The organism is Tichowtungia aerotolerans (assembly GCF_009905215.1).
Classification (GTDB): domain Bacteria; phylum Verrucomicrobiota; class Kiritimatiellia; order Kiritimatiellales; family Tichowtungiaceae; genus Tichowtungia; species Tichowtungia aerotolerans.
Map to the genome: position 1 here is coordinate 3,728,266 of NZ_CP047593.1, position 14,811 is coordinate 3,743,076.

General features: G+C 53.5%; 9 protein-coding genes. 7 read left to right on the plus strand and 2 right to left on the minus strand.

Annotated elements, in window-relative coordinates:
- Positions 1-20: 20 nt before the first annotated feature.
- On the minus strand, positions 21-1,496 hold the full coding sequence (locus tag GT409_RS15270; RefSeq protein WP_160629913.1) for an ArsB/NhaD family transporter: 1,476 nt from the start codon (positions 1,494-1,496) through the stop codon (positions 21-23).
- Positions 1,497-1,585: 89 nt separating this feature from the next.
- Positions 1,586-2,488, minus strand: coding sequence for a PTS sugar transporter subunit IIA (locus GT409_RS15275; RefSeq protein ID WP_160629914.1), 903 nt, complete (start codon positions 2,486-2,488; stop codon positions 1,586-1,588).
- 51 nt (positions 2,489-2,539) lie between these two features.
- Between GT409_RS15275 and GT409_RS15280 the strand changes: the two genes are divergently transcribed.
- The 7 genes from GT409_RS15280 to GT409_RS15310 all read left to right on the plus strand — a co-directional run bounded on the left by GT409_RS15280 (position 2,540) and on the right by GT409_RS15310 (position 14,795).
- Entirely contained in the window at positions 2,540-4,051 is a 1,512-nt protein-coding gene (locus GT409_RS15280; protein ID WP_233231576.1) for a nitronate monooxygenase, read from the plus strand.
- A gap of 298 nt (positions 4,052-4,349) precedes the next feature.
- Positions 4,350-7,490 (plus strand): glycosyl hydrolase, encoded by a 3,141-nt coding sequence (locus GT409_RS15285; protein WP_160629915.1) that lies wholly within the window; start codon positions 4,350-4,352, stop codon positions 7,488-7,490.
- A gap of 95 nt (positions 7,491-7,585) precedes the next feature.
- Complete coding sequence (locus GT409_RS15290) at positions 7,586-8,365, plus strand: inositol monophosphatase family protein (RefSeq protein WP_160629916.1); 780 nt, start codon at positions 7,586-7,588, stop codon at positions 8,363-8,365.
- On the plus strand, positions 8,362-9,186 hold the full coding sequence (locus GT409_RS15295; protein ID WP_160629917.1) for a class I SAM-dependent methyltransferase: 825 nt from the start codon (positions 8,362-8,364) through the stop codon (positions 9,184-9,186). Before GT409_RS15290 ends, GT409_RS15295 begins: the two co-directional genes overlap by 4 nt.
- Positions 9,187-9,430: 244 nt before the next feature.
- The gene (gene gyrB / locus GT409_RS15300) at positions 9,431-11,881 is read left to right on the plus strand and encodes a DNA topoisomerase (ATP-hydrolyzing) subunit B (RefSeq protein ID WP_160629918.1); all 2,451 of its coding nucleotides are present in this window, start codon (positions 9,431-9,433) and stop codon (positions 11,879-11,881) included.
- Positions 11,882-11,895: 14 nt separating this feature from the next.
- A complete protein-coding gene (gene gyrA / locus GT409_RS15305) occupies positions 11,896-14,436 on the plus strand; it encodes a DNA gyrase subunit A (RefSeq protein ID WP_160629919.1) in 2,541 nt (846 codons plus the stop codon).
- Positions 14,437-14,438: 2 nt separating this feature from the next.
- Complete coding sequence (locus tag GT409_RS15310) at positions 14,439-14,795, plus strand: translation initiation factor (protein WP_160629920.1); 357 nt, start codon at positions 14,439-14,441, stop codon at positions 14,793-14,795.
- The last annotated feature ends 16 nt before the right edge of the window (positions 14,796-14,811 follow it).

A 14,811-nucleotide genomic window follows, 5' to 3' on the forward strand; every position in this document is an offset into this window, starting at 1 on the left:
CCAGCCTGCGCCACACCGGGTCAATGCCCTGACGAGTGAACCTCCACGGCTCCAGGCAGCCTTCGCTCGTCATTTTCCGGCATCAAAGGCGACAGAAGCGTCAGCATTCCCCATGCGATCAAACAGGCAATCAGCGAAGACAGAGCGCCGATCTTCAGCCATTTAATGAAGCTCATGTGTATCTTGAAGTTTTTCTCCAGCATCCCAAGCGCCACGATATTGGCTGTACTTCCAATCAGCGTGATGTTTCCACCGAAGCAGGCCCCGAATAAAAGCGCCCACCAGAGCGGCATTACCTTCACGCTTTCACCAAGCGCCTCAATTACTGGAGTAAAAGCCGCCACGAAAATGACGTTATCGACAAAAGCGGAACCCACCGCAGTCGTAGCCATGATAACCGGAATCAGAATGTTCAGTTCGGTTCCAAACGCCGTCGTAAAACTATCCGCCATGATTTTGGTTACGCCGGTATAAGCCAGCGTTCCGGCAATGGCAAACAGCAGCATAAAAAACAGCAGCGTCCACCAATCGACTTCGGCCTCAACGTAGTGACGCGCCCGATCACGTTTGAAAATCATAATAATTCCAGCACAGGCCAGCGGCGCAACCAAAAGAATACTGTTGGGATCAAGATGCAGGCTTTCTTCCAGGGTATGATGCAGCGCAATAAAAATGAGCGTCAACAGCAACACCGCCAATCCTTTGCCGTACGGAACCTTTACCTTCGGCACGAGGCTCAGCTCACGATCCATCCGTTCTTTGAGCCGAACATCAAACTCATCGAGCTCCCGACGATACCACCACATCGTGACGGCCACACAGGAGCTCAGTCCAAGCAGCATAACCGGGAAAGCCCATGTGATAAAATCGGCAAAGGTCAGATGTGCTTTGGTACCGATATAAATACCGACCGGATTCCCCATCATCGTTCCAGCACTGCCGATATTGGTGCACAGCACACAAATAACAATATACGGTGACGGATTCAGCTTTAGCCGGTTGCAAACCTGAAAAACCAGCGTGGAAATGAAAATAATGGAAGTCACCTCATCTACCGCACAGGCCAGCAGTGCAGACGCAACAGCTGTAACAGCAATAAACTTACGCCCGGTGATATTTGGAATCGAAATAATGCTCTGGACAATCCACGTAAAAAAACCGAGATCGCGCAATGCACCGACAATAATCATCATGCCGACCAAAAACAGAATCACTGGCAGAGAGGCCTCTTTTACGAAATGATCGATATCGAGCGACTTGGTAAAAATCAGCACCCCGATCCCGAGAAAAGCGATCGCCAGCCGAAAATTCCAGAAGAAAAGCGTTCCGAGAATAATTGCCAGAAAAACCGATGTTGCCGCTGACTGCTGAGGACTCAAACCGAGCATCGTTCCGCCGACACTGACTCCAATACTGATCCCGAGCAGCAACGTCATGCGCACAATCATCTCTTTCCGAGTCAGCGTTCCACCATGATCATCACTTCCATGCATCATCTACCCTCATTATCTTTATTGCTCCCTGCTCTTAATCATCATCCTGCCTGATTAAGGTTATGGTTAAGAGCGAGATTAGAATTCCATCCTTATGCCCAAAACAGCTTGGTGGCAAACCCGACCAGATCAACCACGCCGACAAGCCGTCGACCTTCAAGAACCTGAATCTGCCGAACCCCCTGTCTCAAAAAGATCTTGGCAAGCTGAACCGCCGGGGTTTCTGCCGTAACCGTCACCTGATCTTCCCTCATAAAATCAGCCAGCTTGGTTTCATGATCCTTTTTCATCATGTCCGCAAACGGTTCAAAGCGCAGAATCGGCGTCAAATCTTCCATCCATAGAAGATGTTCCGGGAGGCTCTGTTTAAGAAGATCCTCCATGCTGATAATCCCGCGAAGGTCTCCCTCTTCGTCGACAACCGGAAGGTCCGGCAGCTGCAACGAACAGAGTTCATGAACCGCTCGATTCAGCGTATCGCTTTCCAGCAGGGTCACCGGATGTTTGTTCATCACATCAGCAGCTGTCAGGTAATCATGCCCATCTGCTCCGGCCTTAAACAGGTTGCACAGATCATCCACGGAGGCCTCTGCTATGAACTTCGGGACATCCACATCCTTCAGCACCGAAGACAGCATCGAAAGAATACGCAAATAGGCACTGGGATCATTTTTGGGAGTCAGCACCAGCAGAATCAGGTTCACGGGATCCTTATCGACGTCAAACACAATCCCGTGGCGGGCCGTGGCAATGGCCACCAAGGGATGGTCCATCTCAGCCAACCGGGCATGCGGCAATGCCACCCCGGGCGCAATAACAGTCGGCAAAACCGCTTCACGCTCCTTAAGCGCCTGAAGTGCATCCGGCTGGTTAAACCCATCTTCTGCACGGAACAACTGATCAACCAGCAGCGAGAGGGCCTCGTCTCTGGACTCGGTCTGGATTTCAAAAAGAACATTTTCCCGGCTCAGACAGTCACTTAACTGGATATCCATTCAAACCTCCTGCGTTTCGCACGAGATTAAAGGTTTTTCCAAGGTTTGGAAATGTATTTACGCTTTCTTCTGAAGGATTGTCATCGCTATTCCCAAACCAGGAGTCATACTGCCTGTCTTATTAAAACAAACCCACCAACCATTATTCAGGGCGGAATGGGGGCCGGCATCTCAAACTGGCGTCTTGCACAGGCCGTTTCACAGACCGGTCAACTGGGCGTTGTCTCAGGAACAGCTCTCGGCGCAATCATTTCTCGACGCCTTCAGGATGGCGACCCGGATGGACTCATTCGAGGAGCGCTTGAACACTTTCCGTTTCCCCGCATGGCACAACGAGTGATGGATATCTTTTTCATCCCCGGCGGGAAACCGACAGCCACTCCATATCGTCCCTGCCTCATGCATGACCTGAGCGGCCGACGCGAACCGGATGAGCTCAGCATCGTCGGAAACTTTGTCGAAGTATTCCTCGCCAGACAGGGACACAACAACCCCGTCGGCATCAATTATCTCGAAAAGCTTCAACTGCCTCATATGGCATCAATCTACGGCGCACTGCTGGCCGGAGTCGCCGTCATTATTATGGGGGCTGGAATTCCCCTGGCCATTCCGAATGTCCTGTCCGCACTGACGCACCACGCAGAAGCAACCTATCCGGTTCACATTGAAGGTGCAGATGGAAAAACCGAAACCTTCAATATGGTTTTTGATCCTGCACAGTTCGCCGAAGACACTCCTCTACCACCCCTGCTTTCACGACCGGATTTTCTGCCGATAGTTTCATCCGAAACCCTGGCATCGCTTCTCCTGCGCAGAATCCCGGACGGCATTGACGGATTTATCGTCGAAAGCAATCTGGCCGGCGGACACAACGCTCCGCCGCGCGGAGCGGCAACGATCAGCAGCAAAGGCGAACCTGTTTACGGACCGCGCGACGATGCCAAACTCTCAGCATTCCGAGACCTCGGGCTTCCCTTCTGGCTGGCCGGCTCCGTCGGCTCTCCCGACGGACTGAAAACGGCACTGCGCGAAGGAGCCTGCGGCATTCAGGCGGGAACCGTTTTTGCACTCTGTACAGAATCCGGACTGCGCCCCGATATCCGACACCAGCTCATCCGCCTTGCACTCTCAGGGAAATCGCCAATCTTCACGGATCCTCTCGCATCACCGACCGGATTTCCGTTCAAAGTCGCAGAACTCGACGGAAGCCTGTCAGACGCCCGCAGTTATGATCTTCGCCAGCGCATCTGCGACCTCGGCTTTCTGCGCCAGCCCTACCGTCGTGCCGATGGAAGTATCGGCTACCGCTGCCCGGCCGAACCATTCGCTTCCTATAAAGCCAAAGGAGGGAAAGAAGCAGACACCGTCGGACGAAAATGTCTCTGCAATGCACTCATCGCCAATGTCGGCATGCCGCAGCAGTTGCCCGACGGAACCGATGAGCTGTGCCTGATTACCATGGGGACGGACCTCGCCGGCATTGACCGGTTCTGCACAGACGACAATATCGACTTCTCAGCAGGCGATGTCGTTCGCACACTGCTTAAAACCGAAGATGCTTAGGCCTAAAGACTTGCGGCTGGTTTCGTTCGCAGGTACCTTCTTCGGATGCAAAATCCAACCGCACAACCGCTTTCAGACGTATGCGCGGAAGCCGCGCGCACCGCAGGGCTCCAGACAGTCTGGAAATGCTGAAACCGTTTTTTCAGCAGATTTACAAAAACATACAGCTTATTATTTTTTCCTCCACGTTCCACGAAATCGGGAATTTGATCTGTTCTGTACGATTCAAATACGATAGCTTTTTACAAAGATTTCCTGCATCTGTATTGATTGAATATAAACTGGAGTAATAATATCAATGAAACCCATTTCTCTGTCTTTCCTGGCAACCGTCCTTCTAATTCAGCTAGCAACAGGAGCTCTACCCGATCTAACAGAACAGGAATTTGCGGATCCCCCGAACAATGCCCGGCCTTTCACCTGGTGGCACTGGATGAACGGAAACGTGACAAAATACGGAATCACACAGGATCTGGAAGCCATGAAACGGGTGGGAATCGGCGGGTTTCATCTCTTTAACATCGACGCAGGCATTCCCAGGGGACCCGTCGATTACTGGAGTCCGGAATGGTTCAGTCTTCTGAAATACGCGGGCGACGAGGCATCCCGATTGAATCTGGAAATGACCTTTCACAACTGCGCAGGCTGGCAGGCCGCCGGTGGTCCATGGATTACACCGGATATGGGCCATCAGCAGGTGGTCTGGACCGAAAATACCGTCCGAAGGGGCCAACCCGTCATCCTACCTAAATTCACAACTCAACGGAACCCGCAGGTTCCGTTGGTTGAACTGATCAAAGGATTCGGACTGAATCCGGATGAGATTAAACAGGAAGTCCTGACAGATCGCTATTATCGCGATATCGATGTGCTGGCATTTCCGACGCCAAAACGTTCTTCCGTCGATCAGGAGTTCCGACTCAACCGCTGGAAGGAAAAAGCCGGGTTCGTCTGCCATAGAGAACCCCCGGCTCAACAGGGAAAAACCGACTCCATCATTCAAAAAGATGATATTCTGATCCTTTCAGAGCGAATGAGTCCAGACGGCACACTGGACTGGACGCCACCTGACAACCAGGAATGGACGGTCATCCGCTTCGGGTACGCTCCGACCGGAAAACATATTCATCCCGCCCCCCCCGGAGCACTCGGATTTGAATTCGACAAAATGAGCCGGGCAGCGGCAACCCTTCATTTTCAGAAAGGGTTGCTGCCCATTATTAACCTGCTGAACGGTGACCGAAAACAACGGCTCAAGGCCGTCCTCGTCGACAGCTATGAAGCGAAAGAACTGAACTGGACGCCGCTCATGCCGCAGAATTTCCGGGAACTGCGCGGTTACGAACTGACACGCTACCTGCCGGCACTGACCGGTCGGGTCGTAAACAGCATTGATGAAACCGAACATTTTCTCTGGGACTGGCGCCGAACAATCTCTGATCTGATCGTACAGAACTTTTACGAATACATGACTGAACAGTGCCATGAATTCGACATTGAACTGGTCTCGGAAGCCAACGGCATGAACACCCAGTTCAATGCATTTGATGCGGCTTCTCCATTGGACATGCCGATGTGCGAATTCTGGGCCGACCGCCCCGTTTGGGGGGCGCATAAACCCATCACCACGCTTCGAGACCTCCGGGGACTTCATTACGTCGGCGCCGAAGCATTTACTCATGGCGGAAGGTCGGATCTTTCGCCCTACCAAACGCATCCGGCCCTCTTTAAAATGCAGGGCGACGCGAATTTCGCTCTCGGTGTTAACAGGTTTATCTTTCACACATGGAGTCATCAGCCGTTTGACTGCAGTCTCGCCACACCGGTCATGAGTATGGGACCGTTCGGCACACACTTTAACCGTAACAATACATGGTTTGAACAGTCCTCCGCCTGGTTGAAATACCTCGCCCGATGCCAGTACATGCTGCAGAAAGGACGCCTCTCCGCCGACGTCTGCTACTTCGTCGGCGATTCACCTAAAGACGGATTTAATATGGGGTTCTCGCGAACCGAATTCGAAAAAGGATCCCCTCGCGGCCAGTTCAACCGGGTTGGCCACAATCAGGTCATTCGCAGTTATGATTACGACTTCCATACGGTGAACGGTCGGTTGCTTCAGGAAATGTATGCGGCGACGGACGGACGACTGACCCACCCCAACGGCATGAACTATCACTGCCTTGTCATCACGGACCCCACACGCAAAATATACCCAGAAACGCTTAAACATATTGAAAAGCTCGTCCGGAACGGCGTAACGCTCGTCGGCGACCGTCCAGCCCGGGAATGTTTCACGCTCGAAGAAAACAGCCGGAATTATGAAAAAACAGTCGAGCGGCTTTTTCCAAGCTCCGGAACTTCCATTGGAAAAGGAAACGTCTTCCCGGCACAAAAAGACCTCAGCTTTTTTCTCAAAGAACAGGGACTGCATCCCGACCTGGAAATGGAACCGAAGGACCGGATCAACGATGTTCTGTTCATGCACCGGATTGTACAGGATGAAAACATGGAATTCTACTTCCTGACGAACCTGCGCGACCATCCTGTTTCCGGCAGTTTCACATTCCGGATCGAGGGAAAGATCCCGGAAATCTGGACCCCTGAAACCGGCATATCAGAGGATGCCCCGGCCTATAAAAACACAGCAGATGGAAGAACCCGCCTGAATCTGTCATTTAAAGAAAATGAATCCCTCTTTGTTGTATTCCGCAAAAATATTCCGCCGGAAATTCATCCGGTGCAATTTGACGCTGACAGCGCCATCATCAAAAAACTGAATGACGGCCGCCTAATGATCAAAAACAGAACAGCGGAAACCGTCCGGATTGTACTCTCTTCCGGAAAAGAGCGAACCGTTTCGCTTTCCGACGCCCGTCCCCTTGAAGAACTGACCGAATGGTCCCTCAGCTTCCCGCCCGAATGGGGCGGCAGGCAGGACATCCGGCTCCCGGCGCTGACAGACTGGACTGCACTCGACCGCTTTGATGAAAAATATTTTTCAGGCACCGCAGTGTATAATACCGAACTGAATCTGCCTGACAGCTATCAGAAAGACCGCGAAGGCCTCCTGCTGGATCTCGGCGACGTGGAAGTCATCGCGGAAGTCTTTCTGAACGGAAAAGACCTGGGTGTTCTGTGGCACCGCCCGTTTGAAATCGACATTTCAGATGCCGTCAAGCCCGGCCGGAACCGGCTGCAGATTAAAATCACCAACACGTGGAACAACCGCTTATGCGGTGATGCAAAACTGCCGGAAGAAAACAAGCAGCAGACCATCCAGTGGCTCTATGGCAAAGCAGCCTCCCGTCCTGAAACCGCACGAAAATCATTCTCGATATTCAACGCCTACCCGAAAAACAGCGGCCAATTGATCCCGGCCGGCCTGCTGGGCCCGGTACATCTGATTCCGTACAACAAAACAATAATTGACCAGTAAACCCCTCTTACCAAAAGATCGGCAGACGGTTATTCCTCTCAAACCGGTTTTTCAGCAGACTTGCGAAAGTACCGGCGCACAGGTACCTTCTTCGGATGCAAAACCCAACGACTCAACAGCTTTTAGACGTATGCATGGAAGCCGCGCGCACCGCAGGACTCCATGCACTCAAAAACATACACCGTCGCGAAGAAACGTTGGCGACCTTCGACCATGACATCAAGTTGGTGATGGATCGAGAATGCCAGACGATCGCGGAAGAAATCGTCCATTCACATTTTCCGGAACATGCAATTCTCGGCGAAGAAGGCGCCATCAGCAAAGAACACGAATTTGAGTGGATCATCGACCCCATCGACGGCACGGCAAACTACACTCGCGGCATCCCGACGTGGTGCTGCTCCATTGCTGTGCGCCGCAACCAGACCATGCTGGCAGGCTGCGTCTACGTCCCCGATCTGGATGAGTGCTTTACCGCAACCTTGGACGGACCCGCCCTGCTCAATGGAGACCCCATCCAAGTCTCGAACATTCCAACCCTTGAAAAAGCCACCTTTTTCGGCGGATTCACCAAAGATATCGACCCGCGCGCAGTTCGCCTGGTCGCAGACCTGTCACCGCGCGTCAGCAAACTTCGCATCATCGGCTGTGCCGCCATCGACACCTGCCATGTCGCCTGCGGCCGCTCCGACGCCTACTACGAGCCAGGGCTCTACATCTGGGATGTTGCCGCGGCCGGGCTGATCGCCGAACGCGCCGGCGCCGTCATCACCGAATGGCCGCGTAACGAAGAGCACGGATGCCGCTTTCTCTGTTCGACTCCCGCAATCCATGAAGACCTCAAACAGATCATCGGAAACCACTTCGGCTCATGACAAAGAAAAAACAGCTGCCGGACCTGCACTATTTTTATGAGGCCTCCGTTCAGGGCGTGGACTGGGACGTCGACTTCGCCGCCCGCGTGTTCAAAAACAAGCGTAACCGCAAGCCGCTGGATCTGCGCGAGGATTTCTGCGGAACAGCAGCCCTGGCCTGCGAGTGGGTCGGCCACTCCTCAAAACGCCGGGCATGGGGTGTGGACATCGACCAGCCGACACTCGACTGGAGCATGGAGCATAACATCCCATACCTCGACAAAAAGGCCGGAAAAATCGAACTGGTCTGCGGCGATGTGATGACCGCAAAAACGCCGCCGGTCGATCTGGTGATGGCGCTTAACTTTTCCTACTGCATTTTCAAAACCCGCGACCTGCTCCGTGCCTACTTTGAAAAAGTACGTAAAAACCTGAAAAAAGACGGCATATTCGTGATAGATCTCTACGGCGGCACCGAAGCCATCGAAGCCAAACTCGAACCGCGCGATGTCGACGGTTTCACCGCTGCAGACGGAACCAAAGTTCCGCCGTTCGAATACATCTGGGATCAGGATGTCTACAACGTGATCGACCACCATGTGGTCAACTACATCCATTTCAAAGTTCCAGGGTTCGGAAAGATCGAAAAAGCCTTCACCTACGACTGGCGGCTGTGGACCCTGCCCGAGATTCAGGAACTGCTGATCGAAGCCGGGTTTAAATCCGCCGAGGTCTACCTGCACGGATGGAACGACGAAGGCGAATCCGACGACACCTACAAAAAGCGCACCTATTACGAAAACTCGCTCGGCTGGGTCGCCTACATTGTCGGTATCAAATAGTTTCCGGGGCTTGGAGCCGGCTCATCCAGACCTTGAAAAAAGCACTGCCCGAACGCCCTGACTGCTTCCAAACATCGGAACTTTTCTGCTTGATTTTTCCAAGGTTTGGAACGCAGCGCAAATCCAACACAAAACGCCTGTTTTCAGGCGTTTTTTCCGGTATTTAAGCCCCCTTTTTAGTAGCTCCGAACCGGTCATTTCGGTAAAGTCTGTTGTTTACAATTTGAGGAGAAAAAGGAGAGCTATGTCAGACAATAAAAATGCAGCCCTAAACCCAGATTCCAAGGGATACGGGGCCGATCACATTACCGTTCTTGAAGGCATCGAGGCCGTCCGCAAACGCCCGGCCATGTACATTGGCGACACCGGCACCCGCGGATACCATCACTGTGTTTATGAAGTCGTCGACAACTCGATTGACGAGGCCCTCGCCGGCTACTGCTCCAACGTCGAGATCTGCATTAACGACGACGGCTCGCTCAGCGTTACCGACGACGGTCGCGGAATTCCGGTCGACATACACGCTACAGAAGGCAAACCGGCTGTAACGGTCGTACTGACCGTTCTGCACGCCGGAGGAAAGTTCGATTCCGACACCTACAAAGTATCCGGAGGTCTGCACGGGGTCGGTGTTTCGTGTGTGAATGCCCTGTCCGAATGGCTGGAAGTGGAAGTAAAGCGCGATGGTTTTATTCACCACCAGCGCTTCGAGCGCGGTATTGAAGTCACCGAATTGGTGAAAATCGGAAAAACCCAGGAAACCGGCACCAAGGTCACCTTCATGCCGGACCACACCATCTTCACGCACACCGGCGGATTTCAGTGGGACACCCTGTCGGCCCGCCTGCGCGAGCTGGCGTTCCTCAACCGCGGTGCAAAAATCACACTGAAGGAAGACTCCACCGGTCGCGAAGAGGTTTTCCAGTATGAAGGCGGCATCATGGAGTTCGTTCAGCATCTGAACAAAAATAAAGCTCCAATGCATGCAGACGTGATCTACTTTGAGCGCGAAAAGGATGATGTCGTGGTCGAAATCGCCATGCAGTATTCCGATGCCTACAACGAAACCATCTTTACGTTCGCCAACAACATCAACACGATTGAAGGCGGAACTCACCTGTCCGGCTTCCGGTCCGCACTGACCCGCACGGTCAATGCCTACGCAAAGACCAACAAGTTGATCAAAGACGACAAGCAGACCATGGGCGGTGACGATATCCGCGAGGGCATCACTGCGGTCATCAGCGTCAAAATTCCCGATCCACAGTTTGAAGGACAGACCAAAACCAAGCTCGGCAACGGCGAGGTCGAAGGAATCGTCCAGCAGATCGTTAATGAAGAGCTCGGGACTTATTTTGAAGAAAACCCGTCCGTCGCCCGCACGATCATCGACAAAGCCGTTGTCGCCGCACGCGCACGCAGTGCAGCACGCAAAGCCCGCGACCTGGCCCGCCGCAAAGGCGCGCTTGAAAGCGGTGGACTCCCCGGAAAACTGGCCGACTGTTCCAGCCGTGACCCGGCCCGCACCGAACTGTTCATTGTTGAGGGTGACTCCGCCGGCGGTTCCGCAAAACAGGGCCGCGAACGCGAATTCCAGGCGATCCTCCCCGTGAAAGGTAAAGTGATCAATGTGGAAAAAGCCCGCCTTGACAAAGTGCTGGCCAATGATGAAATCCGCACGATGATCACCGCGATCGGAACCGGAATCGGTGTGGATGATTTTGATATCGCCAAAGCGCGTTATCATAAAATCATCATCATGACCGACGCCGACGTCGACGGCGCGCACATCCGCACGCTCCTGCTGACGTTCTTCTATCGCCAGATGCCGCAGCTGATTGAAAACGGCTACGTCTACATCGCTCAGCCGCCGCTCTACAAAGTGACCCGCCGGAAGCGTGAAGAATATGTCGAAAGCGATGCTCATTTGACGCAGATCCTGCTCGACCTCGGAGCCGACGGAATGCTGCTTCAGAAGACAGACGGCGCCCAGCTGCTTGACACCAAAGGCCTTCGAGACCTTCTTGAAAACCTCGTCGAGATTGAAAACATCTCTGACAAACTGCGCCGGCGCGGAATCCTGCTCGAAGAATTCCTTAAGCATCGCAATCCGGAAACCGGAGCCTTCCCGGCATATCAAACCCTGATTGACGGCGCGGACGGACTACCGGAAATCAGCTTTGCCATTGATGATTCAGACCTTCAGAAAATCATTGCTGAAGCCGACGAAAAACTCGGCGGAGCAGAAATTAGAAGTGATGATGCCGAACCAACGGAACACAGCGTTCGCTATAAAGAGCTGACAACTGCCAAACCGCTGGCAAAAGTGATCGAAAAACTGAACGCCGACGGCTTTACCGTCGAACATCTGGTCGACAGCGAAGAGCCGCAGTTCCACCTCGACGACAAAGGAACTAAAATTCCGGTTGCGTCACTGATGGACCTCGTAACGGCTGTCCGCGACGCAGGCCGCAAGGGACTGGCCATTCAGCGCTACAAAGGTTTGGGTGAAATGAACCCGCAGCAACTGTGGGAAACCACCCTTGATCCGGCCGCCCGCCGCATGACCAAAGTGGTGCTCGAAGATGCTGTAAAAGCCGATGAAATGTTCACCATCCTGATGGGTGACGAAGTTCCGCCGCGCCGGCAGTTCATTGAAGACAACGCACTCAACGTCACCAATCTTGATATCTAAGGGAACACACGATTATGGACAACACGAACGAACGAATTGATCTGATCAATATTGAAGATGAAATGCAGCGCGCCTACATCGACTATTCGATGTCGGTGATTGTCGGCCGCGCCCTGCCCGATGCCCGTGACGGACTCAAGCCGGGAAACCGGCGTATTCTTTACGCGATGAAGGAACGCGGATGGACACACAGCAAAGCCTACGTCAAATGCGCGAAAGTCGTCGGTGAAGTGATCGGTAACTACCACCCGCACGGTGACAGCGCCGTCTACGACACCATGGTCCGTATGGCTCAGGAATGGGCCATGCGCGGCATGATGATCGACGGACAGGGAAACTTCGGATCGATCGACGGTGACCGCGCGGCGGCCTATCGATACACCGAGTGCCGCCTGCAGCCGCTCGCCGAGGAAATGCTGACGGATATCGACAAAAACACGGTCGACATGCAGCCGAACTTTGACGAATCGCTGATGGAGCCAGCCGTACTGCCGGCGCGCATTCCCAACCTGCTGGTCAACGGATCCACCGGTATCGCCGTCGGGATGGCCACCAATATTCCGCCGCACAACCTCGGCGAAGTCGTGGACGGGACCATCGCCCTGATTGATAACCCGGAAGCCACGATTGAAGACCTCTGCGAATACATCAAAGGCCCGGATTTCCCGACCGGCGGCATGGTTTACGGTCTCGGTGCCGTCCGGGATTTCTACACCACCGGCCGCGGTAAGATCAAAATGCGCGGAAAAGCGGAAATCGTAGAAGATGACAACGGAAAGGCCCGCATCATCATCACCGAAATCCCCTACGCGCTGAACAAAACCCTGCTGATCCAGAAGATGGTTCATCTGGTGCGCGACAAGGTGCTCGAGGGAATTTCCGACATTCGCGATGAGTCCGGCAAAGAAGGCATCCGCCTGGTTGTAGAACTGAAACGCAACGCTGTTCCGCGTGTGATGCTCAACAGCATCTACAAATACACGCAGATGGAATCGACCTTCGGCTCCATCATGCTGGCCATTGACAAAGGCAAACCGCGCATTATGAACATCAAAGAAGCGCTGCAGTGCTTCATTGACCATCGTTTTGATGTGGTTACCCGCCGCACGCAGTTCGATCTCGACAAAGCCAAAGCACGTGCACATATCCTCGAAGGATTCCTGATCGCCATGGACAACATGGACGAAGTCGTCCGCATCATTCGCGATTCGAAAAACCGCGATGAAGCCCAGGATCGACTGATGGATAAATTCGGCCTGAGCGAAATCCAGGCCAAGGCCATCCTCGATATGCGCCTGTATCAGCTGACCGGCCTCGAACGCGAAAAAGTGGAAGCCGAATATGCCGAACTCAAAAAACTGATGGAATACCTCGAAGACCTTTTGGCCCACCCGGCCAAGATCTTCGGAGTCATCAAGGAAGACCTCGAACAGATTCGCGCCAAATACGGCGATGTCCGCCGCACCGAACTGTGCATCAACGAAGGCGAAATCAACATGGAAGACCTCATCGCGGATGAGGCCTGCGTGATTACGCTTTCCAACACCGGCTACATCAAACGCGTCCCGACCGACACCTATCGTCAGCAGCGGCGCGGCGGAAAAGGCGTCATCGGCATGTCCACAAAGGATGAGGACTTTGTGGAGCATATCTTCAGTGCGTCCACCCACGACTATCTGCTCTGTTTCACTGAAGCAGGTCGCATGTACTGGCTGAAAGCCTACTATGTGCCGGAAGGAACCCGTCAGAGCCGCGGCCGCTCACTGGCCAACGTGCTGGAAATGGCACCCGATGAAAAACTGGCAGCCATTCTCTGTGTGCGCGAACTGGATGACGACTCGCACAACCTCATTATGGCCACCAAAAACGGGATCGTGAAAAAGACCGTTCTCTCAGCCTACAAGAACGTGCGCGCCGCCGGCGTCAAAGCCATCAACATTGATGAAGATGACAAACTGCTCGGCGTCAAACTCACCAACGGCGAGGATGAAATCATCCTCAGCATGAAAAACGGCAAGGCAATCCGCTTCAACGAAACGGATGCCCGTCCGCTCGGCCGTGTTTCACGCGGAGTCAAAGGCGTCACCCTCACCGATGATGACGAAGTTGTCACCATCGAGATCGTTGATACCGAGGCCACCATGATGGCCATCACCGAAAACGGTTACGGAAAACGCACCAGCTTTGATGAATACCGTACGCAGAGCCGCGGCGGGAAAGGCATCATCAGCATTCAGACCACGGAACGCAACGGCAAGGTTGTCAGCGCGCACGCAGTGCACGACGACCACCGCCTGATGCTCATCTCCGAAGGTGGACAGATGATCTGCATCGGAGCCAGCGATCTGCGTATTATCGGACGCAACACGCAGGGGGTTAGGCTCTTCAACCTCAAGGAAGGTGACAAACTTGTTTCCGCCGCCGTCCTCGATCCGGAAGAAGACGCTGAAGAAACTGCCGAAGGCGCAGTGGAAACAGCGGAAGCTGCAGAAACGATTGAGGCTCCTGAAGTTTCAGCGGAGGCAGAAGAAACCCCGGACGAAACGGCTGAATAGTCATGAGCATTGATCTCAGCAATTTCGATATGGGCCCGGAGTGGAAACAATCCACTCCGGGCTCAAAACTTCCGCCTAAAAAGAAGAAGAAACAAAAACAACCACCAAAGCAAAAAAACGACGGCGCAGTACGCGTCGGAAGAGAAACCAAAGGTCGCAAAGGTGCAGGAGTGACGGTCATTACCGGCATTCCCTCTCACCCTGAAGGGCTCAAACAAATCGCCAAAGAACTGAAGCAGAAATGCGGAACCGGTGGAACCGTTAAAGGCAATGTGATCGAAATTCAGGGAGATCAGCGCGACCTGCTGGTCCAGGAGCTGTCCTCCCGCGGCTATACCGTTAAACGTGCCGGCGGATAGAGCCGACCTCCCAAAA